This window comes from Pseudomonas sivasensis (genome assembly GCF_052938085.1).
Genome location: NZ_CP176442.1, coordinates 111,536 through 137,847, shown reverse-complemented (window position 1 = coordinate 137,847; position 26,312 = coordinate 111,536). Strand labels below are relative to the sequence as shown.

General features: G+C 59.9%; 26 protein-coding genes and 1 other RNA gene. 15 read left to right on the top strand and 12 right to left on the bottom strand.

Going from position 1 to position 26,312, the window contains the following annotated elements:
* Nucleotides 1-16: 16 nt before the first annotated feature.
* Nucleotides 17-574, bottom strand: a complete 558-nt coding sequence (locus tag ACKZ62_RS00670; protein WP_015886444.1) for a YecA/YgfB family protein — start codon at nucleotides 572-574, stop codon at nucleotides 17-19.
* Nucleotides 575-713: 139 nt separating this feature from the next.
* Here ACKZ62_RS00670 and ACKZ62_RS00665 point away from each other — a divergent pair, with 139 nt between their 5' ends.
* From ACKZ62_RS00665 to ACKZ62_RS00650, 4 genes are all read left to right on the top strand, one after another.
* Complete coding sequence (locus ACKZ62_RS00665) at nucleotides 714-923, top strand: TIGR02449 family protein (RefSeq protein WP_007982902.1); 210 nt, start codon at nucleotides 714-716, stop codon at nucleotides 921-923.
* Entirely contained in the window at nucleotides 920-1,237 is a 318-nt protein-coding gene (locus ACKZ62_RS00660; protein ID WP_027608375.1) for a cell division protein ZapA, read from the top strand. Before ACKZ62_RS00665 ends, ACKZ62_RS00660 begins: the two co-directional genes overlap by 4 nt.
* A gap of 30 nt (nucleotides 1,238-1,267) precedes the next feature.
* A non-coding RNA gene (gene ssrS / locus ACKZ62_RS00655) (6S RNA) lies at nucleotides 1,268-1,446 on the top strand.
* Nucleotides 1,447-1,504: 58 nt separating this feature from the next.
* Complete coding sequence (locus ACKZ62_RS00650; RefSeq protein WP_032884520.1) at nucleotides 1,505-2,134, top strand: 5-formyltetrahydrofolate cyclo-ligase; 630 nt, start codon at nucleotides 1,505-1,507, stop codon at nucleotides 2,132-2,134.
* A gap of 7 nt (nucleotides 2,135-2,141) precedes the next feature.
* Here ACKZ62_RS00650 and ACKZ62_RS00645 read toward each other — a convergent pair whose 3' ends face one another.
* Nucleotides 2,142-2,291, bottom strand: a complete 150-nt coding sequence (locus ACKZ62_RS00645) for a hypothetical protein (RefSeq protein WP_010207387.1) — start codon at nucleotides 2,289-2,291, stop codon at nucleotides 2,142-2,144.
* A 194-nt stretch (nucleotides 2,292-2,485) separates the two neighbouring features.
* Here ACKZ62_RS00645 and ACKZ62_RS00640 point away from each other — a divergent pair, with 194 nt between their 5' ends.
* The 4 genes from ACKZ62_RS00640 to ACKZ62_RS00625 all read left to right on the top strand — a co-directional run bounded on the left by ACKZ62_RS00640 (nucleotide 2,486) and on the right by ACKZ62_RS00625 (nucleotide 7,869).
* Nucleotides 2,486-2,935, top strand: coding sequence for an EVE domain-containing protein (locus ACKZ62_RS00640; RefSeq protein WP_095185173.1), 450 nt, complete (start codon nucleotides 2,486-2,488; stop codon nucleotides 2,933-2,935).
* Nucleotides 2,936-3,071: 136 nt separating this feature from the next.
* On the top strand, nucleotides 3,072-4,037 hold the full coding sequence (locus tag ACKZ62_RS00635) for an HlyD family secretion protein (RefSeq protein WP_095185174.1): 966 nt from the start codon (nucleotides 3,072-3,074) through the stop codon (nucleotides 4,035-4,037).
* Nucleotides 4,034-6,751, top strand: coding sequence for a ribosome-associated ATPase/putative transporter RbbA (rbbA, locus tag ACKZ62_RS00630; protein ID WP_447096214.1), 2,718 nt, complete (start codon nucleotides 4,034-4,036; stop codon nucleotides 6,749-6,751). The genes ACKZ62_RS00635 and rbbA overlap by 4 nt, the downstream gene beginning before the upstream one ends.
* Nucleotides 6,751-7,869 carry an ABC transporter permease gene (locus ACKZ62_RS00625; protein ID WP_447096213.1) on the top strand — a complete coding sequence of 373 codons (1,119 nt, stop codon included), beginning with the start codon at nucleotides 6,751-6,753 and terminating at the stop codon, nucleotides 7,867-7,869. Before rbbA ends, ACKZ62_RS00625 begins: the two co-directional genes overlap by 1 nt.
* A 17-nt stretch (nucleotides 7,870-7,886) precedes the next feature.
* On the opposite strand, the gene ACKZ62_RS00620 is transcribed toward ACKZ62_RS00625, so the two are convergent.
* Nucleotides 7,887-8,294: a flagellar basal body-associated protein FliL gene (locus tag ACKZ62_RS00620; protein ID WP_032884296.1), complete on the bottom strand. Its 408-nt coding sequence runs from the start codon at nucleotides 8,292-8,294 to the stop codon at nucleotides 7,887-7,889.
* A 150-nt stretch (nucleotides 8,295-8,444) separates the two neighbouring features.
* Here ACKZ62_RS00620 and ACKZ62_RS00615 point away from each other — a divergent pair, with 150 nt between their 5' ends.
* Both ACKZ62_RS00615 and glpT read left to right on the top strand, forming a co-directional pair.
* Nucleotides 8,445-9,422: an NADPH:quinone oxidoreductase family protein gene (locus ACKZ62_RS00615; RefSeq protein ID WP_032884298.1), complete on the top strand. Its 978-nt coding sequence runs from the start codon at nucleotides 8,445-8,447 to the stop codon at nucleotides 9,420-9,422.
* Nucleotides 9,423-9,714: 292 nt separating this feature from the next.
* Entirely contained in the window at nucleotides 9,715-11,052 is a 1,338-nt protein-coding gene (glpT, locus tag ACKZ62_RS00610) for a glycerol-3-phosphate transporter (RefSeq protein WP_447096212.1), read from the top strand.
* Here the strand turns inward: glpT and ACKZ62_RS00605 are convergent.
* Nucleotides 11,049-11,702: a gamma-glutamylcyclotransferase gene (locus tag ACKZ62_RS00605; RefSeq protein ID WP_122754207.1), complete on the bottom strand. Its 654-nt coding sequence runs from the start codon at nucleotides 11,700-11,702 to the stop codon at nucleotides 11,049-11,051. The two genes, glpT and ACKZ62_RS00605, sit on opposite strands and share 4 nt — an antisense overlap.
* A gap of 27 nt (nucleotides 11,703-11,729) precedes the next feature.
* The gene (locus ACKZ62_RS00600; protein ID WP_447096211.1) at nucleotides 11,730-14,117 is read right to left on the bottom strand and encodes a TonB-dependent receptor plug domain-containing protein; all 2,388 of its coding nucleotides are present in this window, start codon (nucleotides 14,115-14,117) and stop codon (nucleotides 11,730-11,732) included.
* A gap of 343 nt (nucleotides 14,118-14,460) precedes the next feature.
* Between ACKZ62_RS00600 and ACKZ62_RS00595 the strand changes: the two genes are divergently transcribed.
* Complete coding sequence (locus ACKZ62_RS00595; protein WP_032884303.1) at nucleotides 14,461-14,943, top strand: hypothetical protein; 483 nt, start codon at nucleotides 14,461-14,463, stop codon at nucleotides 14,941-14,943.
* 76 nt (nucleotides 14,944-15,019) lie between these two features.
* Here the strand turns inward: ACKZ62_RS00595 and ACKZ62_RS00590 are convergent, their stop codons facing one another.
* The 5 genes from ACKZ62_RS00590 to ACKZ62_RS00570 form a co-directional block, all read right to left on the bottom strand.
* Complete coding sequence (locus ACKZ62_RS00590; RefSeq protein ID WP_032884304.1) at nucleotides 15,020-15,985, bottom strand: CDP-6-deoxy-delta-3,4-glucoseen reductase; 966 nt, start codon at nucleotides 15,983-15,985, stop codon at nucleotides 15,020-15,022.
* The gene (ubiD, locus tag ACKZ62_RS00585; RefSeq protein WP_447096210.1) at nucleotides 15,985-17,451 is read right to left on the bottom strand and encodes a 4-hydroxy-3-polyprenylbenzoate decarboxylase; all 1,467 of its coding nucleotides are present in this window, start codon (nucleotides 17,449-17,451) and stop codon (nucleotides 15,985-15,987) included. Before ubiD ends, ACKZ62_RS00590 begins: the two co-directional genes overlap by 1 nt.
* A gap of 156 nt (nucleotides 17,452-17,607) precedes the next feature.
* On the bottom strand, nucleotides 17,608-18,867 hold the full coding sequence (rho, locus tag ACKZ62_RS00580; RefSeq protein ID WP_003176825.1) for a transcription termination factor Rho: 1,260 nt from the start codon (nucleotides 18,865-18,867) through the stop codon (nucleotides 17,608-17,610).
* A 235-nt stretch (nucleotides 18,868-19,102) separates the two neighbouring features.
* A complete protein-coding gene (trxA, locus tag ACKZ62_RS00575; RefSeq protein WP_015886460.1) occupies nucleotides 19,103-19,432 on the bottom strand; it encodes a thioredoxin TrxA in 330 nt (109 codons plus the stop codon).
* Between the two features lie 121 nt (nucleotides 19,433-19,553).
* Nucleotides 19,554-20,249, bottom strand: coding sequence for an FCD domain-containing protein (locus tag ACKZ62_RS00570; RefSeq protein ID WP_122756252.1), 696 nt, complete (start codon nucleotides 20,247-20,249; stop codon nucleotides 19,554-19,556).
* A gap of 265 nt (nucleotides 20,250-20,514) precedes the next feature.
* Between ACKZ62_RS00570 and ACKZ62_RS00565 the strand changes: the two genes are divergently transcribed.
* The 4 genes from ACKZ62_RS00565 to ACKZ62_RS00550 are packed head-to-tail and all read left to right on the top strand — an operon-like array spanning nucleotide 20,515 to nucleotide 23,357.
* Nucleotides 20,515-21,300 carry a transporter substrate-binding domain-containing protein gene (locus tag ACKZ62_RS00565; RefSeq protein WP_017530859.1) on the top strand — a complete coding sequence of 262 codons (786 nt, stop codon included), beginning with the start codon at nucleotides 20,515-20,517 and terminating at the stop codon, nucleotides 21,298-21,300.
* A gap of 17 nt (nucleotides 21,301-21,317) precedes the next feature.
* Nucleotides 21,318-21,986, top strand: coding sequence for an amino acid ABC transporter permease (locus ACKZ62_RS00560; RefSeq protein ID WP_247398902.1), 669 nt, complete (start codon nucleotides 21,318-21,320; stop codon nucleotides 21,984-21,986).
* On the top strand, nucleotides 21,983-22,633 hold the full coding sequence (locus ACKZ62_RS00555; protein ID WP_095185177.1) for an amino acid ABC transporter permease: 651 nt from the start codon (nucleotides 21,983-21,985) through the stop codon (nucleotides 22,631-22,633). The genes ACKZ62_RS00560 and ACKZ62_RS00555 overlap by 4 nt, the downstream gene beginning before the upstream one ends.
* On the top strand, nucleotides 22,620-23,357 hold the full coding sequence (locus ACKZ62_RS00550) for an amino acid ABC transporter ATP-binding protein (protein WP_032884313.1): 738 nt from the start codon (nucleotides 22,620-22,622) through the stop codon (nucleotides 23,355-23,357). The genes ACKZ62_RS00555 and ACKZ62_RS00550 overlap by 14 nt, the downstream gene beginning before the upstream one ends.
* A 4-nt stretch (nucleotides 23,358-23,361) precedes the next feature.
* Here the strand turns inward: ACKZ62_RS00550 and ACKZ62_RS00545 are convergent, their stop codons facing one another.
* Nucleotides 23,362-23,934 carry a DUF1120 domain-containing protein gene (locus tag ACKZ62_RS00545; RefSeq protein WP_447096209.1) on the bottom strand — a complete coding sequence of 191 codons (573 nt, stop codon included), beginning with the start codon at nucleotides 23,932-23,934 and terminating at the stop codon, nucleotides 23,362-23,364.
* On the bottom strand, nucleotides 23,891-26,284 hold the full coding sequence (locus ACKZ62_RS00540; protein ID WP_447096983.1) for a fimbria/pilus outer membrane usher protein: 2,394 nt from the start codon (nucleotides 26,282-26,284) through the stop codon (nucleotides 23,891-23,893). Before ACKZ62_RS00540 ends, ACKZ62_RS00545 begins: the two co-directional genes overlap by 44 nt.
* Nucleotides 26,285-26,312: the final 28 nt, after the last annotated feature.

The following is a 26,312-nucleotide window of genomic DNA, read 5'->3' as shown; positions in this document are numbered from 1 at the left end:
AGATGGGCTTCCTTTCTTAGTGCAGCGACGGCTTGGGTGCAGCAGGCTCAGCGGACTTCTTGGTCTCGGTGAACAGCAGCAACGGCGCGACGCGCAGGTATTCCATGACTTCCATGTAGTCGCCTTCGCCGTCTTCGGACTCTTCCAGCGCATCTTGCACTTGGGAGATCGCGGCGAGGTCCTGCAGCACTTCCTTCGCGTCGGTGCTCAGCTCCAGGCCGCCGGCGTTCACGCCGAAACCGTGGAGGAAACCCTGGCACCATTGGCCCAATGCGGCGGCGCGTTCGGTGAGCGGAGCGTCGTCGGTCGGTAGCAACAGGACTACGGTGACGTCATCACCGGTCAGTTCGCCCTTGACCATCTCTTGCAGGCCGATCAGCGCGTTACGCACGTTGTCGGTCGGTTCGGTTTCCAACAGCTCGGCGACATCGGCCAACCAGTTGTCGGCATCAAAGCCAACACCGGTGCAGCTGCGACCCAACAGCACGCCGTGCAGTTCGGCAGGCGAGCATGGGTGGCCGCTGGTGCTCAGCAGTTTGGAAAAAGCATCGTACGGGGAGTTCTGAATGGGCATGGTGAGCTAGGCGCCAGACGGCGCAATGTCTAGAATGGAGCGCTGTATCCTAGCACCGGCAGACGTACCAAGACTATCAAGGGCGTCAGATCGTTTATCCTGCAGTTGCCATTCATCAGACAAAATCCAGTGGAACCCAATGGAAGACACCGACCTGCAAGCGCTGATGGCCAGACTCGAATTGCTAATTACTCGGGTCGAGCAACTTAAGAGTCAAAACGGACTCCTATTAGCTCAGGAAAAGACCTGGCGCGAGGAACGCGCTCACCTCATTGAAAAAAACGAAATCGCCCGGCGTAAGGTCGAATCGATGATTTCGCGCCTGAAGGCCCTGGAGCAAGACTCATGAGTTCAAGCAATAGCGTCACCGTGCAGATCCTCGACAAAGAATATTCGATCATCTGTCCCCAGGAAGAGCGCAACAACCTGGTGAGCGCCGCCCGTTACCTGGATGGCAAAATGCGTGAAATCCGCAGCAGCGGCAAAGTGATCGGCGCCGACCGTATCGCCGTGATGGCCGCGCTGAACATCACCCACGATCTGCTGCATAAGCAGGAACGCCCTGACGTGCAGGCCAGCGGCTCGACCCGCGAGCAGGTTCGCGATCTGCTCGAACGTGTTGATCTGGTGCTTTCCAGCGACACAGAGCAACCCAAGGGCTGATCCCCGCGACTGTTTAAGGTATACTCGCCCCACTCCCTGGCGTGCTTGCCAGTCGGCGATGTCCCGGAGCCGATTCGCACTACCCTGGAAGTTGCACGTTGGGCTGGTGTGCATGTCCGCTAGACGGAAAGCCTTAAAGCCTACTGCTTCTTCCACCTTGAACTTTCGGGTTCAAGGGCTTAGTCGACAGCGGTTCTGTCGGGGAGCCTGAATTCCAAACTCAATGCCAGTCTTAAGGACTGGCATTGTTTTATGAGCCGAAAAACCATGACCGAACCTGCGCCGCTTTCCCGTCCGCAACTTCGACGCATGTTACGCAACGCCCGCCGCGCCCTTACGCCGAGCGAGCAGCGCCAAGCCGCCCACGGCCTGTATCGGCAACTGGCACAGCACCCGCTGTTTCGCCGGGCCAAACATATTTCCTTGTATCTACCGACGGACGGTGAAATCGATCCGCGCCTGCTGCTGCGCGCCGCTCAGCGCCGGGGCAAGGCCACCTATCTGCCGGTGCTCAGCGCTTGGCCGCGTACCAAGATGGTGTTCCAGCGCGTGAAGCCTGGGGACAAGCTGCTGCCCAACCGCTTTCGGATTCTGGAACCAAGGGTCAATGCCAAGCGCCAGCGCAAGGTGTGGGCACTGGACCTGGTGTTGCTGCCGTTAGTGGGATTCGATGACGCAGGTGGCCGCCTGGGCATGGGCGGCGGTTTCTACGACCGCAGCCTGGCGTATCTGGCACGCCGTCAAAGCTGGCGCAAGCCGACGCTGCTAGGCCTGGCCCATGAATGTCAGAAGGTCGATCGATTGGCACAAGCCAGTTGGGATGTGCCATTGGCTGGCACTGTCACTGATAAGCAGTGGTATGTCGCAAAAACGCCGCTTGAAGCAGCGGCGTCTTGAAGAAGGCTTAACGCTTGAACGGTTGCGGCTGCTGTTGAGCCAGTTCAACGGGAGCATCGGTCTTGTTCGACCACAAGCTTTGGGCATACCCGGTGGTCACGACGCCCAGACCAAACAAAATCACCAAAATCCATAGTAAATCCGGTTTACGTTGCATCGATTGCCCCCCTTCAGGCATCTCGTACACGATGACAACAACGTTCCAAAGTAGTCCGTTGCAGCTGCGTCAAGCTTAAAGGCCGGCATTTTGCGGTAACGTGAACCAACACGCAAACCTTGGCGCCAACCGACTGTCGGTTTGTCATCAAATTGCCTGACAACTTGCCCACTGCCTTTTTCAGGAGCCCAAAAATGGCCTACTGGCTGATGAAATCCGAGCCCGACGAACTGTCCATCAGCGGCCTGGAAAAGCTTGGCGAAGCGCGCTGGGACGGCGTACGCAACTACCAGGCTCGCAACTTCCTACGCGCCATGGCCGTGGGCGATGAGTTTTTCTTCTATCACTCCAGTTGCCCAGAGCCAGGCATTGCGGGTATCGGCAAAATTGTCGAAGCGGCCTACCCGGATCCGACCGCACTGGAACCGGACAGCCACTATTTCGACGCCAAAGCCACCCCGGAGAAAAACCCGTGGACTGCGATCAACGTCGCGCACGTCCAAACCTTCCCCAAGGTGCTGGGGCTCGGCTACCTGAAACAGCAAACCGCCCTCGCTGAATTGCCCCTGGTGCAAAAAGGCAGCCGCCTGTCGGTGATGCCGGTCACCGCCGAGCAATGGGCGACGGTGCTGGCGCTGCGCTGACGAGAACCCTGCGGTCACGCGCTCGACGCATGCATCTGCCCTTTAACCGGGTTAGGCTTGCGCTTCATTTGATCGGTATCAACGCCCCTTGGGCAGCACCGATCAAACTAGGATGCTAAAGCCGCAGGATGCACCCATGTCGACCACACCCCGCTCTTCCCACCTGTTTGCCGTTCTCTTGATCGCGTTGTTGCTCGGTGCCGGCGGCTTCGGTTACTGGCGCTCCACCCAGGACCGTCTGCCCGAAGGTCTGGGCATGGGCAATGGCCGCCTGGAATCCACCGAAGTGCAGATCGCCGCCAAGATCCCAGGGCGCCTGGCCGAAGTGCGGGTCGACGAAGGCGACAAGGTCCTCAAGGGCCAACTGCTGGCGCGCATGGACACCCGTACGCTGGAAGCCCAGCGCGCCCAGGCCGAAGCCGAAGTGCTGCGGGCCAAGGAGAACTTCGCCGCCGCCGAGGCCAACGTGCAACTGCGCCAGAGCGAACAACTGCTGGCCAACCAGGAACTCAAGCGTACCCAGGAGCTGTACAAACGCGGCTTCGCCAGCGGCCAGTTGATCGACCAGCAGCAAGCCCGCCAGAACACCGGCAACGCCGCCGTGACCGCCGCCCAGGCCCAGGTCAATTCGGCAAAAGCCACCATCGGTGCCGCACAAGCCCAGGTCGCGCAGCTCACCAGTGAAATCGACGACAGCAGCCTGCGCGCGCCTATCGACGGCATTATCCAACTGCGCCTGGCCGAACCGGGTGAAGTGCTTGGCGCGGGCGGGCGCGTGTTGCTGCTGATCGACCCCAATGATCAGTACATGAACCTCTATCTGCCCGCCTCCGTGACCGGACGCCTGACCGTCGGCAGTGACGCGCGGATTCTGCTCGACGCCCTGCCCCAGCAGCCGTTGCCGGCCAAGATCAGTTTTGTCGCCGCCAAGTCGCAGTTCACTCCCAAGGAAGTGGAGACCCGCGACGAACGCCAGAAACTGGTATTCCGCGTCAAATTGCACCTGACTCAACCGAGCGCCGTGCCCCAAGCCAAACCGGGCATGCCCGGCTCCGGCTATGTGCGCACAGCTGATATCGACTGGCCGGCCAATCTGCAATGACCGGCCTGGCGCTGCACGCCAAAGGCATCAACCACCATTACGGCAAACAACAGGCGCTGATCGACATCGCCTTCAGCCTGCCCGCCGGTACACGCTGCGGGCTGATCGGCCCGGATGGTGCGGGCAAGTCGAGTTTGTTGGGGTTGATCGCCGGCGTTAAGAAACTCCAGGCCGGCCAATTGGAGGTACTCGGCGGCTCCATTCAGGATCGCCGTCACCGCAACAGCCTGTACCCGCGCATCGCCTTCATGCCTCAGGGTTTGGGTGGCAACCTGTACCCCGAGCTGTCCATCAGCGAGAACATCCGCTTCTTCGCCACCCTGTTCGGCCTGTCCAAAGCCGACTGCGACCAGCGCATGCACAACCTGCTGCTGGCCACCGACCTGGCTCGCTTCGCCGAGCGCCCAGCCGGCAAACTCTCCGGCGGCATGAAGCAGAAGCTCGGCCTGTGCTGCGCGCTGATCCACGACCCGGACCTGCTTATCCTTGATGAGCCCACCACCGGCGTCGATCCGCTGTCCCGTCGACGCTTCTGGGAGCTGGTAGAAACCGTACGCAGCGAACGCCCGCAACTGACGCTGCTGGTAGCCACGGCCTACATGGAAGAAGCCGAGCAGTTTGAACACTGCCTGATGCTCGACCGCGGCAAACTGATCGCCGACGGCCTCAGTCGCGAACTGGCGGCAGCGACGCCGAGCGGCAAACTGGATGAGGCCTTCACCCACTTCCAGGGCGATGGCGCCCATGACAACCAGCCGCTGGTGATCCCGCCAAGGGAAAACGCCAACGCCGATATCGCCATCGAAGCGCACGAGTTGACCCTGCGTTTCGGTGATTTCACGGCGGTGAACAAGGTTAGCTTTGCTATTGGTCGCGGCGAGATTTTCGGCTTCCTTGGTTCCAACGGTTGCGGCAAGACCACCACCATGAAAGTCCTCACCGGGCTGATGCCGGCCACCGAAGGCAGCGCGACACTGCTGGGCAACCCTGTGAACGCAAAGGACCTGGCCACCCGCAAGCGCGTGGGTTTCATGTCCCAGAGTTTCTCGCTGTACGGCGAGCTCAGCGTGCGCCAGAACCTGGTGCTGCACGCGCAACTGTTCGACCTGCCCAAAGCAGACAGTGGGCCGCGTATCGATGAATTGATCCAACGCTTTGACCTGAGCAAGATAGCCGAGCAACCCTCCGGCGAATTACCCCTCGGTCTGCGCCAGCGCTTGTCTTTGGCCGTGGCCGTGCTGCATCGCCCGGAAGTGCTGATCCTCGATGAACCCACTTCCGGCGTCGACCCGGCAGCTCGGGATGATTTCTGGCGGCTGCTGGTCGAGTTGTCTCGGGAGCAAGGCGTGACCATCTTCCTGTCCACCCACTTCATGAACGAAGCCCAGCGCTGCGACCGCATTTCCTTGATGCACGCCGGCAAAGTGCTGGCCTGCGACACACCGGAGGCACTGCAACAGCAGTTCCACGGCGACACCCTGGAAGCCGCGTTCGTCACCTGCCTGGAACAGGCCCAAGGCGAACCCGAACCCGCTGCACCGGCCAAAACCGTCAGCGAAATCAGTGCGCCGCCCGTGAGCAAACGCGGCTTCAGCCTTTCTCGCCTGTTGGCCGTGGCCAGCCGTGAAGGCAAAGAACTACTGCGCGACAAAGTGCGCATGGCCTTCGCCCTCCTCGGCGCGATGTTCATGATGGTGATCTTCGGCTACGGCATTTCCCTGGACGTGGAAAACCTCGCCTTTGCCGTCTACGACCAGGACCAGAGCCCTCAAAGCCGAGCCTATCTGGAAGCCTTCCGCAGCTCGCGCTACTTCGCCGAACAGGCGCCCATCCAGGATTCCAGTGAGTTGCACGGGCGCCTGCAGCGCTCGGAAATCAAACTGGCCCTGGAGATACCGCCAGGGTTTGGCCGTGACCTCTACGCTGGCCGCCAACCCACAGTCGCCGCCTGGCTCGACGGCGGCATGCCGTTTCGCGCGGAAACCAGCCGCAACTATGTAGAAGCGGTACACCAGGGCAACCTGCAACAACTGGCCGAACTGAGCAGCCTGCCGCAGACCACCCAGGCCGCCGCCAAGCTGGAAACCCGCTTTCGCTATAACCAGGACGTGGTCAGCGTGAATGCCATCGGCCCAGGGGTGATGGCGCTGATCCTGGCGTTTATCCCAGCGATGCTCACGGCTCTGGGAATCGTGCGCGAGAAAGAACTGGGCTCGATCACCAACTTCTATGCCACACCACTGACGCGCCTGGAGTTCCTGCTGGGCAAGCAGGCGCCCTACATCGCCGTGAGCCTGATCAACCTGGCGCTGCTGGTGGCCATGAATCGCTGGCTGTTTGGCGTACCGTTCAAGGGCAGCGGCCTGACGTTGGCCTTTGGCGGACTGCTTTACGTGCTGGCCACCACCAGCATGGGCCTGCTGATTTCCGCGTTCACCCGTACTCAAATCGCGGCGATCCTCGGCACCATGATCATCACCAGCCTGCCGACCATCCAGTTTTCCGGGCTGATCGTGCCGCGCTCCTCTCTGGAAGGCGCGGCGGCACTGATGGGCATGCTGTTTCCAGCCGGGCACTTCCTGGATATCGCAGTCGGCACGTTCACCAAGGCTTTGGACCTACGCCAGTTGTGGCCGCAATGCCTGGCGCTGTTCGGGTTCTTCATCGGATTCACCGGGCTAAGCCTGATCATGCTCAAGAAGCAGGAGGCCTGATGCACACGCTCACTCATATCCTGCGCCTGGGCATCAAGGAACTCACCAGCCTGCGCCACGACAGCGTATTGCTGCTGTTCCTGTTCTACGCCTTCACTGTCGCCATCTATATGCCTGCCGCCGGATCTGTAATTGGCGTACACAACGCCAGCGTCGCCTTTGTGGACGAGGATCACAGCGCGCTCTCCAGGCAGATGGCAGAGGCGCTGCAACCGCCGGAATTCCAGGCGCCTGCGCCGCTGGCCTACGACCAATTGGACAAGGTGATGGACAGCGGCCAGTACACCTTCGTGATCAACGTGCCGGCCAACTTCCAGGCCGATCTGCTCGCGGGTCGCCAGCCCGGCGTGCAGGTGAACGTCGATGCCACGGCAATGAGCCAGGCGTTCATGGGCGCGGGCTATATCGGCAGGATTTTCCAACGGGAGTTGCTGAGCTACAGCGGCCAAACCGATACCGCCAGCAAAGCCCCGGCGCTGCTGACCACACGAGCACTGTTCAATACCAACCTGGAAGGTGGCTGGTTCCTGGCGGTGATCCAGATCGTCAACAACATCACCATTCTCGCCATCGTATTGACCGGCACCGCGCTGTTGCGTGAGCGAGAGCACGGCACCCTCGACCATCTGCTGGTGCTGCCGCTGACCGCGCTGGAAATCATGCTGGCAAAAATCTGGAGCAACATGTTGGTGGTGGTGGTGTGTACTTGGGTGTCGCTGGAGGTGGTGGTCAAAGGCTTGCTCGACGTGCCCCTGGCGGGATCGATGGGCCTGTTTCTATTCGTGACCGCGCTGTACCTGTTTGCCAGCACCGCACTGGGGATCTTCCTCGCCACCCTTGCCCGCTCGACGCCGCAGTTCGGCTTGCTGACAATCCCGGTGATTATCCCAATGCTGTTGCTATCCGGCGGCAGTACGCCACTGGACAGCATGCCCGAGTGGTTGCAGTGGGTGATGCAGGGCTCGCCGTCGACGCACTTTGTGAGCCTGAGTGCAGCGATCCTGTTTCGGGACGCGGGCGTCAGTGTGGTATGGCCGGACTTGCTGGCGCTGGCGGCAATTGGATTGTTGTTTTTTGCGGTGGCATTGGTGCGGTTCAGGAAGAGTTTGGCTTCCTGAACCGCCAGCCAGGCTGATTACTGAATGATCAGGTTGTTGAACAACAGGTCTTCCACCACCGGCTTGCCGGTCTCGTCGTTCATCACTTGCTGGGTTTGCTTGAGGGCTTCCTGGCGCAGTTTTTCCTTGCCTTCGACGGTGCTCATGGCCTCGTTGGTCTGCTGGGTAAACAGCGCCACCAACTGGTTACGAATCAACGCATCGTTGGCTTTGACAGCAGCAGCGGCTTCGGTACCGGTCACGCGCAGGGCGATATCAGCCTTGAACACCTTGAGTTTCGCCGTGCCGTCCAGGCCGTAGTTACCCACGAACGGCGGGCTCAGGCTGATATAGCTGACCTTCGGCGCCTCGCCTTCTTTGGCTTCTTCGGCCTGGGCAGCCATGGGCAAGGTCAGGGCCAGCATCAACAGGATCCACGCTTTCACAGTTCATTCCTCACATTCGGTTGCCGGGTAGCATAACGCTAGCAAGGCAGAGCACAAGCTTATGGCGGCTTATCAGGGCCGGGCATGCTCGTTGACCCACGGGCCTACCCTCCTACACTTATCGGCCACGACACCAAAAGGAATAGCCCGATGAAAGCTGTGCTGTGCAAAGCCTTCGGCCCCGCCGAAACCCTGGTGCTGGAAGAAATCGCCAGCCCGGCGATCAAGAAGAACGAAATCCTGCTGGACGTACACGCGGCGGGGGTGAACTTCCCGGACACGCTGATCATCGAGGGCAAGTACCAGTTCAAGCCGCCCTTTCCGTTTTCGCCGGGTGGCGAGGCGTCGGGCGTGGTCAGCGAAGTGGGTGAGAAGATCAGCCATTTGAAAGTCGGCGACCGGGTCATGGCACTCACCGGCTGGGGCAGCTTTGCCGAGCAGGTCGCGGTGCCGGGCTATAACGTGCTACCGATCCCGCCGAGCATGGACTTCAACACCGCTGCCGCCTTCAGCATGACCTACGGCACCTCGATGCATGCGCTCAAACAACGCGCCAACCTGCAACCGGGCGAAACCTTGCTGGTGCTCGGTGCGTCCGGCGGCGTAGGCCTGGCCGCGGTGGAAATCGGCAAGGCCATGGGCGCCCGTGTGATCGCCGCAGCCAGCAGCGCCGACAAGCTCGCCGTGGCCAAGGCCGCGGGTGCCGATGAACTGATCAACTACAGCGAAACCAGCCTCAAAGAAGAGATCAAGCGCCTCACCGACGGCAACGGCGCCGATGTGATCTACGACCCGGTGGGCGGTGACCTGTTTGACCAGGCCATCCGCGCCATCGCCTGGAACGGGCGTTTGCTGGTGGTTGGGTTCGCCAGCGGGCGTATTCCAGAGCTGCCGGTGAACCTGGCTTTGCTCAAGGGCGCAGCGGTGGTCGGGGTGTTCTGGGGCTCGTTTGCCCAGCGCCAGCCGCAGGACAATGCGGCGAACTTCCAGCAACTGTTCACTTGGTACGGTGAGGGCAAGCTCAAGCCGTTGGTGTCGCAGGTGTATCCACTGGAGCAAGCCGCCCAAGCGATCAATGACCTCGGCCAGCGCAAGGCTGTCGGCAAGGTCGTCGTCCAGACCCGCTAACCGACCTGAAATGCAATCAAATGTGGGAGGGGGCTTGCCCCCGATGGCAGTGGGTCAGCTACAGATAAGCTGGCTGACCTACCGCTATCGGGGGCAAGCCCCCTCTCACCTTTGATCTCCTGCGATCTTTAAAATCGATAACGACCCACACTTATCCATTTACGACATGTTCGTAAAAGAACATGCAATTGCTCCCATTTCCTGTGTTTGTGCATGAGAAGCGATGCTATTTTCGGTAACGAAACTGTAACATTCGCATCCGCAGTCAAAACAAGAAATTTGGAGCTCTTGAATGTTTGCTTTCTTTCGTCCTGCCGCGCATCAGGCGCCCCTGCCTGAAGAAAAAATAGACAGTACCTACCGACGACTGCGCTGGCAGATCTTCGCCGGTATTTTCTTCGGTTACGCCGGTTATTACCTGCTGCGTAAAAACTTCTCCCTGGCCATGCCCTACCTGATCGACGAGGGTTACACCCGTGGTCAACTGGGCTTGGCGATGTCGGCCATCGCCATTGCCTACGGCCTGTCCAAGTTCCTCATGGGCCTGGTGTCCGACCGTTCCAACCCACGCTACTTCCTGCCTTTCGGCCTGCTGATATCGGCGGGTGTGATGTTCATTTTCGGGTTCGCACCTTGGGCAACGTCCAGCGTGACCATGATGTTCATTCTGCTGTTCATCAACGGCTGGGCCCAAGGCATGGGCTGGCCGCCAAGTGGGCGGACGATGGTGCACTGGTGGTCGCAGAAAGAACGCGGCGGTGTAGTGTCGGTGTGGAACGTGGCGCACAACGTCGGTGGCGGCCTGATCGGTCCGCTGTTCCTGCTGGGCATGGCGTGGTTCAACGACTGGCACGCAGCTTTCTACGTGCCGGCCACTGTGGCCTTGGCGGTAGCGGCCTTTGCCTTCATCACCATGCGCGACACACCGCAATCGGTTGGCCTGCCGCCCATCGAGAAATACAAGAACGACTATCCCGAAGGCTACGACGCCAGCCATGAGGAAGAATTCAGCGCCAAGGAAATCTTCGTCAAATACGTGCTGCGCAACAAAATGCTTTGGTACATCGCCTTCGCCAACGTGTTCGTCTACCTGTTGCGCTACGGCGTGCTGGACTGGGCGCCAACTTATCTGAAGGAAGCCAAGCACTTCGACGTGGATAAAACGTCTTGGGCGTATTTCTTCTACGAGTGGGCAGGCATTCCAGGCACGCTGCTGTGCGGCTGGATGTCGGACAAGATCTTCCGTGGCAACCGTGGCCTGACGGGCGTGGTGTTCATGACGCTGGTGACCGTGGCAACCCTGGTGTACTGGCTCAATCCGCCGGGCAACCCGATGGTCGACATGATTGCGCTGTTCTCCATCGGTTTCCTGATCTACGGCCCAGTGATGCTGATCGGCCTGCAAGCCCTGGAGTTGGCACCCAAGAAAGCCGCCGGTACGGCCGCGGGCTTCACCGGTCTGTTCGGTTATCTGGGCGGTTCGGTGGCAGCCAGTGCGGCAATGGGCTACACCGTGGACCACTTCGGCTGGGACGGTGGTTTCGTACTGCTGATCGGTGCGTGCCTGCTGGCTATCGCGTTCCTGATCCCAACGCTGTGGCACACCAACAGCGTCAGCTCGGCGCGTTAATCGCCAGAGCAACCCTTTGCACAACGCTTGAGCCGCGCCTCCAGATTCCTATCTGGCATGGCGTGGCTACGCAGGGCGTTTACGGTCTGCTCGACATAATCGCGAGTAGTGCCGTAACGCCCGCAAGCGCTTTGCAGCACATGGTTGAGCACGATATCCGGCAAGTTGCCAGCATAGCTGGGCAAGTGCCTCTCCAGGACAAACCCCAACGCCTGCACCTGACTGCCATCCTCAAGACGGCAGCTGAGCCAGTGCGGCCGGTAGGACGGGTAAGGCATCTCGCGCTGCCACAAGGCGTAAAGCGAGGCCTCCAACTGATCTTCGGGCAAGCGGTAAGCGAACCCGCTGCAAGAGCCACCGCGATCCAACCCAAACACCAACCCTGGCGTTTCCGGCGTGCCCCGATGCTCGTGGGACCACAGGTACAGGCCGCGGTGATAGCCGTGGACCCGCGCCCGCACCCGCTCGGAGGACGAGCATTCAGGACGCCAGATCAGCGAACCGTACGCAAATAGCCAGACCGGCCCACCTTTATGCCGGCCCATGGTGGCCTGCATCGAGCTCATTAACTGTTCATGAGTGAGTTGCGGCCCCAGATCGAGCCGCGGAGGGTAAGCCAACTGCTGAAGATCGGTCTCTATGGCGGTCATGGCGAAAAGCGGTACGCCTCCTGTGTGTTACCAGTTGTAAGCAACTTTACCGTAATAAAACGCGCCGCTGTAACCGTACGGCGAAAAAGTGCTATAGGCCAAATTGCCACCACTGCTGGCGAAGGCGTTGACCTTCTCTGGGTATTTATCGGTGACGTTGTCGCCGCCTAAGGTGAAGGTCCAGTTCTTCAGCTTGTAGTCAGCCGATAAATCCAGTACCCAGGCGGCCTTGAAAGTCTGGTCGTTGACCTTGTCCGCCTGGTAGCTGGTGAACTCACCATAGCGCACCAAATTGCTGTGCAGTGCCCAATTGCCGTAGGTGAAGTCATTACCCAGGCTCAGCTTGTGCTGGGGCGTGGTATCGCCGAGCAAACCGATGCGCTCGCGACGGTCCACCCGCACCAGGTTCGCCCCAAGGCTATCGAGGATGGCCGGGTTGGGTTTCACATCGGTCACTTTGGTGTGGTTGTAGTTGTAGCCCACGGTGCTGTTCCAGCGGATACCGCTATCAAATTGGTAGCGATAGTTGGCTACCAGATCGACGCCGTCGGTGCTGGTGTCGGTGGCGTTGGTGAAGTAGCGGGCGGTGGTGTAATCAATGTTGCCCACGCCGTTGGCCTGCAGGTAGGCACGCGTCGCCGCGTTTATGCCGAGGTTGGAGGACAGGCTGATACGGTCGCGAATGTCGATACGGTACACATCCACCGTCACCGTCAGGTCATCGGCCGGCTCCAGTACCAGACCAAGGCTGTAGTTGCGCGACTTCTCGGCCTTGAGGTCTTCAGCACCGAGCAAGCGCGCAACCTGGCTGTTGGCCGGGAAGGTACCGGCTTCCTGGATGGTGCTGCCGATCAGCTGCGATGAGGTGTAGGCAAAGTTCTGCTGGGCCAGGGACGGCGCGCGGAAACCGTTGGACACACTGCCGCGCAAGGCCACTTGCGGGGTGAAGTCATAACGGGCTGACAGCGAGCCGCTGACGTTGGAGCCAAAGTCACTGTAGTCCTCATGGCGCACGGCGGCCGAGGCGCTAAGTTTTTCGGTGAAGTTGGTTTCCAGGTCCAGATACTGCGCCCAATTGTGACGAGAGCTGGTGCCCGCGTCGGCATCCCGGAAGCCGCCCAGCCCAGAGCTGCCGGTCTGGAAGTAGGACGCTGGCTCGCCCGCCTCGATTTCATAACCCTGATGCAGGTATTCACCGCCGAACGCCACGGACACCGGGTAAGGCAGCCAGCCCACGTCGAACTCGCGGGACAGGTCCAGGCTGACTTGCTTCTGGTCGTTGCTCAGGGTGCCGTTGTCGAACTTGCGCGGTGTCGCCAGGCCCAGGGAGGTGTTGATGGTTTCAGTGCTGAGTGCGTACTGGTTCTTGCCGTAGTTGGCCGACAGGTCGTAATGCCAGTCGTACGCCAGCAAGCCACGCAGGCCTACCACCAACGACGTGTCTTCAAGGTTGCTCTTGATCAGCGGCAGGTAACCGTTGGGGTTGAGCGCCGGGATGTTGTTGGACGCATTGCTCGCGCGGTAGAACGCCGCCGTCTCGCCACGCCGCTTGCTGTAACCGCCGAAGGTGTAGAACTCGGCCGCGTCGTTGAAGGAATATTCGGAGTTGAACTGGAACTTGCCTTCATTGGTGGCCGGCTCACCTTGGCGGAACACGCGCTGGCCATAGGTGGTAGAGCCGACGCTTCCGGTGCGGTAGTCATCACCGGCGCGGTTGGTGTAGTCGTTGTCAGCCCCTTCGGCCGACAGGTTGATAAAGCCGTTGTCGCCCAATGCCAGGCCAGTGTTGCCGCTGACATTACGCTGGATGCCGTCGCCCTTCTTGTATTCGCCGAACTTGGTGGAGATCGAGCCGCCATGGTCAGCGTGCTTGAGGATCACGTTGATCACCCCGGCAATCGCATCCGAGCCGTAGCGCGCGGAAGCACCGTCTCGCAGCACTTCGATATGGTCCACCGCCGACAGCGGGATCGCATTCAGGTCCGCCGGTGCCGACCCACGGCCCACTGCGCCGCCCAGGTTGACGAAGGCACTGGTGTGGCGGCGCTTGCCGTTGACCAGCACCAGCACCTGATCGGGTGACAGGCCGCGCAACTGTGCAGGCCGCACCAATTCGGCACCGTCCACCAGGCTTGGGCGTGGGAAATTGATTGATGGAATAAGGCGCGCCAGCACTGCGCCCAGCTCATCGGAGCCGGTGCTGCGCAGACTGTCACCGGAAATCACATCGATGGGTGACAGTGAAGCACTGGCCGTACGCTCCTGGGCGCGGGTGCCGGTGACAATCACGGTGTCGAGTTTGGGTGCATCGGTGGCGGACGTTTCGGCCGCAAAGACTGGATTGAAGCTCACAGCGGTCAGCAAATTGGCCGACAAAATCGCCGAGTACAGCGCGTGTTTCTTGTAGCTCCCCATACCGCTCCCCTTTCCCTTATGAATCAGTAATCAAACATCAGAACGTCAGTGCTCTGAGCTCATACGATCGATCCGGCTGGCGGGCGGTGGCGGTCAGTTGTTGGTGATTGGCAGAAAATCGGTAGTCCGTTGCGATATAGCTTAAAGATATTCATGTAACAAATTAAATACCTTTAAGGAATAAGAGAATGCATAAGCCCAGGGCCCCCTCCGTCAGGATTATCCGCAGCGATCCCGTTACTTTCAGCCCCGGTTCAGCCTGGGCACGCGCCAAGCCGTCAAAATAGGGTGCACATCACGACCCACTTAGCCGCCCATCAAACCGACTACCGAGGTCGCACCCATGAAGAATTTTCGACTGCCTGGCCTGTTATTGCTGGCCCAGGCCACCACCGCGCTAGCTGGCGAATCGCCCGTCACCGAAGACGACAAGGGCTTCTGGTACGCGCAGACCAGCGTCTACACTCGGCACTTCGCGCCGGACAAGGACCACAACAACAACCAAGACCTGATTGGCCTGGAGCGCAATGAAGCTTCAGGGTTGGTGTATGGCGGGGCAACCTTTCGCAACTCGTTCCGCCAGCGCTCGTACTACGCCTACGCGGGCAAGCGCTATGACATGACCGACTATCCGGTGTACCTGAAGGTCACGGGCGGGGCGATCCAGGGCTATCGCGGCAAGTACCGCGACAAGATCCCATTGAACCGTTTCGGTGTGGCGCCGGTGATTATTCCGTCGGTAGGCACCCATTACGGGCCGGTGGCGGCGGAGTTGGTGTTGTTGGGGTTCAATGCGGCGATGGTGACGACCGGCGTGCGCTTCTAAGCGAGCACTGAGCGGGGCTTTTGTGATGAGCAGGCTTGCCCGCTCACCACAAAAAGCCGGCGGCTCTTGGAATGGATCAGCGCGGCGCGTAGGCGAATACGTCGGCGCGCATCTGATGCGCATCCATGCCGGCGTCGACCAGCGCATCCAGCGTGCCGTAGATCATCGCCGGTGAGCCGCTGGCGTAGACGTGCACGGCCTTGAGGTCGGCGATGTCCTCGCACACCGCTTCATGGAGCAAACCGCAGCGTCCTTCCCAACCGCACAGATCACTGACGACTTTGTGCAGGAACAAGTTTGGCAGTTGCAGCCATTGGTCCCAGTGTTCGATCTGGTAGAAGTCTTCCGGGCGTCGCACGCCCCAGTACAGGTGCACCGGGTGCTTGAAGCCGGAGGCGCGGCAATGTTCGATCAGGCTATGCATCTGTGCCATACCGGTGCCGGCGGCGATCAACACCAGCGGACCGTCCGGCAGTTCAGCCAGATGGGTATCGCCAAACGGCAACTCCACACGGGCCATCTGATTGCGTTGCAGCTGTTCCAGCAGGGCGCGCGCGCTGTCCTCACGGGCCAGCACATGCAGTTCCAGCTCGCGCCCGGAGTGAGGCGCCGACGCTAGGGAGAATGCGGATTTTTCGCCATTTTCCCGTTCGATCATCAGGTATTGCCCGGCGTGGTAGCGCACCGCCTTGCCGGCCGGGGCCAGCAGGCGCACGCGCCACACATCACCACCGACCTCTACGCATTCACTCAATTGGCACGACAACTTGCGCAACGGCAACTCTCCCGGCGCCAACACGCCATCCCACAACACAATGCAATCTTCCAACGGTTCGGCGATGCAGGTGTAGAACTCACCGTGGTCGCGCACCTCACCTGCTTGCTGCACCCGGCCTTCCACCAGCAGCGCGGCACACACGTGGCAGACGCCATTGCGACAGGCCTGCGGGCATTCGTAGCCCAGGCGGCGCGCCCCTTCGAGGATTCGCTCGCCGGGGACCAGCTCCAGCACGGCGCCGGAAGGTTGCAGGGTTACACGCATCAATCTATTCCCAATTCTTTCCACATCGCATCGACGCGCGCGGTCACGGCTTCATCCTTGACGATCACCCGACCCCACTCGCGGGTAGTTTCACCCGGCCATTTGTGGGTAGCATCCAGGCCCATCTTAGAGCCCAGGCCCGATACCGGCGACGCGAAGTCGAGGTAGTCGATAGGCGTATTGTCGATCATCACCGTGTCGCGCTTGGGGTCCATGCGCGTGGTGATGGCCCAGATCACGTCGTTCCAGTCGCGGGCGTTGATGTCGTCGTCGGTGACAATAACGAACTTGGTGTACATGAACTGTCGCAAAAACGACCACACACCCAACATGACGCGCTTGGCATGGCCAGGGTACGACTTCTTCATGGTCACGATGGCCATGCGGTACGAACAGCCTTCCGGCGGCAGGTAGAAGTCGGTGATTTCCGGGAATTGCTTTTGCAGGATAGGCACGAACACTTCGTTGAGCGCCACGCCGAGAATGGCCGGCTCATCCGGCGGACGGCCGGTGTAAGTGCTGTGGTAGATCGGCTTGATCCGGTGGGTGATGCGTTCGACGGTGAATACCGGGAAGCTGTCGACTTCGTTGTAATAGCCGGTGTGGTCGCCGTAAGGACCTTCGTCGGCCATCTCGCCAGGGTGGATCACGCCTTCGAGGATGATTTCAGCAGTGGCCGGCACTTGCAGGTCGTTGCCACGGCATTTGACCAGCTCGGTACGGTTGCCACGCAACAGGCCCGCGAAGGCGTATTCGGACAGGCTGTCCGGCACAGGGGTCACAGCGCCCAGGATGGTGGCGGGGTCTGCACCCAAGGCCACGGAAACCGGGAACGGCTGGCCAGGGTGTTTTGCGCACCACTCACGGAAGTCCAGCGCGCCGCCACGGTGACTCAGCCAACGCATGATCACCTTGTTGCGGCCGATCACTTGCTGACGGTAGATACCGAGGTTCTGACGGTCTTTGTTCGGGCCTTTGGTGACGGTCAGGCCCCAGGTGATCAGCGGGCCGACGTCGCCGGGCCAGCAGGTTTGCACCGGGAGCATGGCCAGGTCGACGTCATCGCCTTCGATGACCACTTCCTGGCACACCGCGTCCTTGACCACTTTGGGGGCCATGGCAATGATTTTGCGGAAGATCGGCAGCTTCGACCAGGCGTCCTTCAGACCCTTGGGGGGCTCGGGCTCCTTGAGGAAGGCCAGTAGTTTGCCGATCTCGCGCAGTTCGCTGACCGACTCGGCGCCCATGCCGAACGCCACGCGATCGGGCGTGCCGAACAGGTTGCCGAGCACCGGAATATCAAAGCCGGTCGGGTTTTCGAACAGCAGCGCCGGGCCCTTGCTACGCAGGGTACGGTCGCAAATCTCAGTCATTTCCAGCACTGGGGAAACCGGCACCTGGATACGTTTCAACTCTCCGCGCTGCTCAAGTTGCTGCACGAAATCCCGAAGATCCTTGAATTTCATTAACCATGCCACCCGTAAAATAGGCGTACATCCTACCTGCTCTGAGGCTGGCTGGCAGCTTATCGCGGTGCATTTGACTGCCGAATGCGCTTAAAAAACGCGCAAAAAAAAATGGCGCCCCTGGGGGCGCCATTCTTTCGGACCTGAAACGTCGTATTACTTACGCTTCATCGACAGGAAGAACTCGTCGTTGGTCTTGGTGGTTTTCAGCTTGTCGATAAGGAACTCGATGGCTGCAACTTCGTCCATCGGGTGCAGCAGCTTGCGAAGGATCCACATACGCTGCAGTTCGTCGTCGGCAGTCAGCAACTCTTCGCGGCGGGTGCCGGAACGGTTGATGTTGATCGCCGGGAACACGCGTTTTTCCGCGATGCGACGGTCCAAAGGCAGTTCCATGTTGCCGGTACCCTTGAACTCTTCGTAGATCACTTCGTCCATCTTCGAGCCGGTTTCAACCAGCGCGGTGGCGATAATGGTCAGCGAGCCGCCTTCTTCGATGTTCCGCGCGGCGCCGAAGAAACGCTTCGGCTTCTCCAGGGCGTGGGCATCGACACCACCGGTCAATACCTTGCCGGAGCTCGGGATCACGGTGTTGTAAGCACGGGCCAGACGGGTGATGGAGTCGAGCAGGATCACCACGTCCTTCTTGTGTTCGACCAGGCGCTTGGCCTTCTCGATCACCATCTCAGCAACCTGCACGTGGCGGGTTGGCGGCTCATCGAACGTCGAGGCAACCACTTCGCCGCGCACGGTGCGCTGCATTTCGGTCACTTCTTCCGGACGTTCATCGATCAGCAATACGATCAGGTGAACTTCAGGGTTGTTACGCGCGATGTTCGCTGCAATGTTCTGCAGCATGATGGTCTTACCGGCTTTCGGCGGTGCGACGATCAGGCCACGCTGGCCTTTGCCAATCGGAGCGCACAGGTCGATCACACGACCGGTCAAGTCTTCGGTGGAACCGTTACCGGCTTCCATCTTCATGCGCACAGTCGGGAACAGCGGGGTCAGGTTCTCGAAGAGAATCTTGTTTTTCGCGTTCTCTGGACGATCGAAGTTGATCGTGTCGACCTTGAGCAGGGCGAAGTAACGCTCGCCTTCCTTCGGTGGACGGATCTTGCCAACGATGGTGTCACCGGTGCGCAAGTTGAAGCGACGGATCTGGCTCGGCGAGACGTAGATATCGTCTGGGCCGGCGAGATAGGAAGCGTCTGCAGAGCGGAGGAAGCCGAAGCCGTCCTGGAGAATCTCCAGCACGCCATCACCGGAGATTTCCTCGCCGCTTTTCGCGTGCTTCTTGAGCAGGGAGAAAATCACGTCCTGCTTGCGCGAACGGGCCATATTTTCTATGCCCATTTCTTCGGCCAATTGGAGCAGGTCGGTAATCGGCTTTTGCTTGAGTTCAGTCAGATTCATATAGGAATGACGTAATCATTTATGGAGGGGGGGAAATTAAGCTTTTGGCTTAATGAGGCCGCGCCGCAGAGAAGGCGACAGGATCGCGTACTAATCGAAAAGGAATGCGTCGGCGACGGCTTGCAGGGGGCAGTGGAGAAACCAGTGCGGGGCCGAATGTACCACCTGAATTTCGGAGCGTCTAGCCCTGTTTAACGAAAAAGCCCCGCAATTTGCGGGGCCTTTTTGACGACGCTTAGATGTTGGCGTCGAGGAAAGCTTGCAGCTGGGACTTCGACAGCGCACCTACTTTGGTGGCTTCAACGTTGCCGTTCTTGAACAGCATCAGTGTAGGAATACCGCGCACACCGTGCTTGGCCGGGGTTTCCTGATTGTCGTCGATGTTCAGCTTGGCAATGGTCAGCTTGCCTTCGTAAGTAGTTGCAATGTCGTCCAGGACCGGAGCGATCATTTTGCAAGGGCCGCACCATTCAGCCCAGTAGTCAACCAGCACCGGGCCAGCAGCCTTGAGTACTTCGGCCTCAAAGGTCGCGTCGGTGACGTGCTTGATAAGATCGTTGCTCATGGATGTCTCCGGATTGTAAGCAAAAAAAACGTTGCCCATCATAGCCGCCCTTCCCCCGTTCAGGAAGCCGCCTCTGATTGAGTCTTGCTATGGTGATGCATGAGTTTGGGTATAGCCCAATTCAAGACGCGACGGGACTCACAAAGGTAATGCCCGTGCGTAACGCTGCATTACGTACGTGTTCCTGCATGGTTTTCTGCGCTGTCGCACTCGCACGCCGGGCCAAGGCACGCAAAATTTTGCGATGTTCCTGCCAGGTTTCCATGGCCCGCTCTGGCCGGATGAACGGTAATTTCTGACTTTCCAGGAACACCTCGGCGCTGGCACTGAGAATACTCACCATCGCTTGGTTGCCGCTGGCCAACAGGATGCGTTGGTGAAACTCGAAGTCCAGCCGCGCCGCGGCGTCGAAGTCGCCGGCCTTGAGCACCTTGCGCATCGCCTCAACGTTGTCCTCAAGACTGTCCAGCTCATCGATGGTCAGCGTGACCGCTGCCAGCCCCGCCGCAAACCCCTCCAGCGCATAGCGCAATTGGAAGATATCCAACGGCGTGGCCTGGGCCGCGAAAGGCCAGGCAAAGCCCGGCGCGTCCTCCGCCGCCTGCACGAATACGCCTTTGCCCGGCTGCACGCTGACCACGCCCAACGCACTCAGGGACGATAACGCCTCACGCAACGACGCTCGGCTCACGCCCAACTGCACCGCCAGGTCGCGTTGTGACGGCAACGCGTCGCCTGGCCCGAAGCCCTGCTCCTTGATCAGTTTGCGAATGGCCTGCAGGGCCGCTTCCGGTACGGCTTGGGCGATGGAATTCATAAAAAACTCAAGGTTTCAGTCAGCAGAGCGGCTAGTTGTAAAGCTATTCGCGGCCGGCGGCAAGCCACGCCCCAAAGGGGCTCGCATGTTTTTGCCGGCGCTCGAAAAGGGTGCGAAAGGCTATGCCACTGTTCAGACCAGTAAGACCAATGAAGCTCAACAAATCCCAGCCTTACAGACGATTTCGAGCCTACTGGCATGGGCTGTGCAATCACGCAAGCAAGCCAAATCCAGAAAATCCTTTCGCCCTTTTCGGAGAGTTGCCATGACTAAGCGCTACAGCGCCCTGCTCACTGCCCTGTTTGCCAGCCTGATGCTGAGCCAGGCACCCGCCCAGGCCAATGGGCTGGACGATATCGTCGCCCGTGGCACCCTTAAGGTAGCCGTGCCCCAGGACTTCCCGCCGTTTGGCTCGGTCGGCCCCGACATGAAGCCGCGCGGCCTGGACATCGATACTGCCAAGCTGCTGGCCGACCAACTCAAGGTCAAGCTGGAGCTGACCCCGGTCAACAGCACCAACCGCATCCCGTTCCTCACCACCGGCAAGGTTGATCTGGTGATCTCCAGCCTGGGCAAAAACCCGGAGCGGGAAAAAGTCATCGATTTCTCCAAGGCTTACGCGCCGTTCTACCTGGCCGTATTCGGCCCACCTGATGCCGCCATCAGCAGCACCGACGACCTTAAGGGCAAGACCATCAGCGTGACCCGTGGCGCCATCGAAGACATCGAGCTGACCGCAGTAGCGCCCAAGGAAGCGACCATCAAGCGCTTCGAAGACAATAACTCCACCATCGCCGCCTACCTGGCAGGCCAGGTCGACCTGATCGCCAGCGGCAACGTGGTGATGGTGGCGATCAGCGAGCGCAACCCGAAACGCGTGCCAGCGCTGAAAGTGAAACTCAAAGATTCGCCGGTGTACGTCGGCGTGAACAAAAACGAGCCGGCGCTGCTGGAGAAGGTCAACCAGATCCTGGTCGCGGCCAAGGCCGATGGCAGCCTGGAAAAGAACGCGATGCAATGGCTGAAAGAGCCGCTGCCCGCCGATCTTTGATACGACGGAGCTGACTCATGGCGTATCAATTTGACTTTGTGCCGGTGCTGGCCAATACCGATCTGCTGTTGCGCGGCGCGTTGTTCACCCTTGAGCTGACAGCCATCGGTGCGATCCTGGGGGTGGCCCTGGGCACCGTCGGCGCGGCGGTGCGGGCGTGGAAGATCCAGCCGTTTGCCTGGTTCTTCGGCGTCTATGTCGAGTTGATCCGCAACACGCCGTTCCTGGTGCAACTGTTCTTCATCTTCTTTGGCCTGCCGTCCCTGGGGCTAAAGATTACCGAGTGGCAAGCCGCCGTATTGGCGATGGTGATCAACCTGGGGGCCTACTCCACGGAGATCATTCGCGCCGGCATCCAGGCCATCCCGCGCGGGCAACTGGAAGCCGCCGCCGCGCTGGCGATGACGCGTTTCGAAGCGTTCCGCCATGTGGTGTTGCTGCCGGCGCTGGGCAAAGTGTGGCCGGCACTGAGCAGCCAGATCATCATCGTGATGCTCGGTTCGGCGGTGTGTTCACAGATCGCCACCGAAGAGCTGAGCTTCGCCGCCAACTTTATTCAGTCGCGTAATTTTCGCGCGTTTGAAACCTATGCCCTCACCACCCTGGTGTACCTGTGCATGGCGTTGATGATTCGCCAGTTGCTCAACTGGATCGGCCGCCGCTTTGTGATGAGGAATAGCCGATGAGTGATTTTTCCTTCTGGGACATCGTACGCAATCTGCTTACGGGCCTTCAGTGGACGCTGTTGCTGTCGCTGGTGGCGTTCATCGGCGGCGGCCTGATCGGCTTGCTGGTGATGACCATGCGCATCAGCAGCAAGGCGTTCGCGCGCAATCTTGCGCGCACCTACATCGAGCTGTTCCAGGGCACGCCGTTGTTGATGCAGCTGTTTCTGGTGTTCTTCGGCATCGCCCTGCTGGGGGTGGATATTTCACCGTGGCTGGCAGCGGCGATTGCCCTGACATTGTTTACCAGCGCCTACCTCGCTGAGATCTGGCGCGGTTGTGTCGACTCCATCGCCCACGGGCAGTGGGAAGCCTCGGCCAGCCTGGCGCTGAATCCGCTTGAACAACTGCGCTACGTGATCCTGCCCCAGGCCCTGCGGATCGCCGTGGCGCCAACGGTGGGGTTCTCGGTGCAGGTGGTCAAAGGCACCGCCGTGACCTCCATCATCGGCTTCACCGAATTGACCAAGACCGGCGGCATGCTCGCCAACGCGACCTTCGAGCCCTTCATGGTCTACGGCCTGGTGGCCCTCGGTTACTTCCTGCTTTGCTACCCCTTGTCCCTCAGTGCTCGCTACCTGGAAAGGAGACTGCATGCCTCTGCTTAGAATTTCCGCCCTGCATAAGTATTACGGCGATCACCACGTCCTCAAGGGCATCGACCTGACGGTTGAAGAAGGCCAGGTGGTGGCGATCATCGGGCGCAGCGGCTCGGGTAAATCCACCCTGCTGCGCACCCTCAATGGCCTGGAGTCGATTAACGATGGAGTGATCGAGGTCGACGGCGAATACCTTGATGCCGCCCGCGCTGACTTGCGCAGCCTGCGGCAGAAAGTCGGCATGGTGTTCCAACAGTTCAACCTGTTCCCGCACCTGACGGTGGGTGAAAACGTCATGCTCGCGCCACAAGTGGTGCAGAAAGTGCCCAAGGCCAAAGCGGCACAGTTGGCCAAGCAGATGCTGGAACGCGTTGGGCTGGGAGAGAAATTCGACGCTTTCCCAGATCGCTTGTCCGGCGGCCAGCAACAGCGCGTCGCCATTGCCCGGGCCCTGGCTATGTCACCCAAAGTGCTGCTGTGCGATGAAATCACCTCAGCCCTGGACCCGGAGTTGGTCAACGAAGTGCTCAGCGTGGTGCGCCAGTTGGCCAAGGACGGTATGACCTTGATCATGGTGACGCACGAAATGCGCTTCGCCCGGGAAGTCGGTGACAAGCTGGTATTCATGCACCAGGGCAAGGTGCATGAAGTCGGCGATCCAAAACTGCTGTTTGCCAATCCCCAGACCGCTGAGTTAGCAAACTTCATCGGTACAACAGAAGCCCACGCCTGATCGATTAGCCGCCAGGTACCAACTCGAAGCGCCCGCCGCCCTCCAATAACGTTTTATCGCGTACGGAGGCGGCAGCATTCGAGAGATAGGTGTCAATCTGCACCTGCGCTGAAAACACCCGCCCGCTGACAGGCTGCCCTGCCTTCAACAGCACCAGCGCTTGGTCCGGCCTCAGGTGACCACCGCGCTCCGCCCTGTTGTGCATCGGCGCCAACTCTATCGCCTGGCCATCGAGCACTGGCTGCTGCAGCGTCAGGTCAAACCGCCCCTCCCGACCAAACCTGAAACCTTGACCGTCGGCAGGCACGCCCATAAAACGCAGGGCTATGAACCTAGCATCAGTGCACACCACGCTCACACGCACCATGCGCTTACCCAGGAAAACCCCGCGAGCATCAGGCTTTGAAACGGGGCGCAGAAGCCCGTAATCAATTTGCGGTTGGCTCACTGACAGGTGGCACTCAGAAGCCGACGCCTCAAAAACCGTCAATAGGCTCACCACCGCCGCGAGCATCCCTGACGTCAAAGCACTTTTAGCTGCAGACCGCCGCTGTATTTTCATAAAGTTGGGTTTCATCGATTTGTTCCGACAGTTCGAGTTGCAGTTTGCAGGAGGTCGCGTTCGGCGATGACACGGTCAAGGTTTGTGGCGCGTCGATGTTATTCAGGAAAATCAGGCCGTCTCCGACGACGGAGGTCAGGAATGAATTGTCTGCCGTAAGCACCGAAGCACCTTTGGGTAACGCTTGGCCACTCTGATCGACGGCACGCAACAGCACCCTCCTGACCTTAACCACTTCAAAGTCGACCTTGCTGAATGAGCCTCGTCCAACTTCCAGGGATTGGGTGCCGTTCTTGATATCTACCTGCCGTGGCAGGGATTTGCCTTCCACCTCGACAAGGCTGCTCTGATAAGCGGGCAATCCCGGTATCACCGCCATTCCCCACCGATCGGTCCATACAGGCCCCTGGGGTGTAGTGATACGCGCGCCCGACACATCGCCGACCGACGCAATCCCAAACGTATCCTCGACCCTGTACGGAGACAGCGTCAGCCCCCGTTCATGAGCCACAACCGCGCCTTGCAACTGACCGCTATAGCTGGTGTTGGTCGAGTCCCGGTTGATGCCCAGGCCCAACTGAGCATAACGGGACGTCATGTTCAGCAAACCGCCCTGCGCATGCCGGGCGGCCGTACCAAGGTCGCTGTCAGCGCGCAGTTCATAATTGAGTGTGTCGTCGACGCGTTCGTTGAAGGCTGCGCCAATACTCGATCGATGCCCCTGGTGCCTGGCGGTAGAAGTGAGCGAACGATCCCCCCCCAAGGGAACACTGACTTGCAAACGCACGCCTAGCCCATCGTTGTTGTTCTTGTTAGTGCCAGAAGTGCCAACTTGCGAGTCCACGCTCAACCCGACATTGGCGTACCTGAACTGCTTGTTCCAGGCGCCATGCACATACTGAGAGGCGCTACTGTTGAAGTTTGCAGCACGGGTGTATCCAATCGTGAACACACCCAATTGCGGGTCCGCCCAGCTGAGACCTGCCGTGTATTGGTTTTTGAACCGCGAGTTCGCCAACTCACCACTGTCAGCGCGCACACTATCGAGCACATCACGATAGCCAGGTGTCTGGGTCGTAGCGCTCAGGGTCATCTGCACGTCACCCGGCAGCACGCTGCCCAACGAAACGCTATTACGCACACCCCGTACGTTGTTCTTGTTGTCCCGTGAGAGGTTGTTACGCAGGCCAACAGAGAATCGCTGCGCGAAACTGCTGTCCAGCGCAAGCCCCACCGAATTGTAATGATCGGTAACCTGCACACCCGAACTGAGGGCCGTGGCGGGGGTGAGCGCCCAGGTCCCGCTTGCCACGGCCAGCATAGGCTCATCGGCACCGCTACGTTCCACATCCCGTATCTTGCCGACGGCCGCGGTATACCCGGACTTCACCGGCATCGCATCGCGAAACGAAGCGGCCGGCACCACAAAGCTACGCTGTCCGCCACGGGTCTCAATGACCCGTACATCAAGGTCACTCGTGCCGTTGAGCAACGGCAGGTTGCTCAATGCAAACGGCCCTTCCGGCACGACTGTTGTGTAGATCAATGCGCCCGACTGGCGTACCTCTATCCGAGACTGACTAAGGGCCTGGCCTTCGACCACTACTCCATTACCGCCGGCACCGCCGTCGACACCGTCTGGAGACAGTTGGAAACCGGTCAGTTGCACCCCGCCGAACACCGGGCTGTTACCGGATATCTGCCCCACCTGGAGGGTCGACGCCAACCGCGCAATATCCCGTTGCGCATAGGCGTACAGGTGCTCGGCCCCAGACCGACCATCGGTAGAGATATAGAGCTGACGGCTGCGCGCAATCCAATCGCCTACGTTAAACCCCACCTCCGTGGACGCCGATAGAAAACGGCCCCTGGCATCGCGCGAATGACTGTTGATGCCTTGCACGTCATAGTTGAGCAAGCCCGCCGCTCCACCTCGAGCGAAATGGCCAGTGGCTCGTTGCGGCTCACGGATCGCCTGGGTGGGAACGACGATCGCTACCTCCTCGTTGCCCGGACGCAGGTTCAATTCCGTGCTGGGAAACTCGGTAAGGAAGTCATGACAGGCCTGGTCAGCAGAAACCTGTTTATCTATCACTGAAGCAGGTACACGCAGCCCCGCTCGGACCAGCAAGCCACGGGTAAAGCACAACGCCCCTTCATGGTTGAACCGCGCATCGGTCAATCCAACGCGATCACCATTAACCGTCAGATCAACAACCCGAACACCTTCAGTGAATCGTGGCGCGTCTCGAAAATAGCGGGCAACCGAAGGATCGAGTCCGCGATGCTGCAAGATAGTCAGATCGAATTCCAGCGGGTGCGCCCCGGGCCCCGCGTAAACGTGACCTGCGGCGCCAGAAAACATCGCTACGCAGGCTGAGAGACTGACTCGG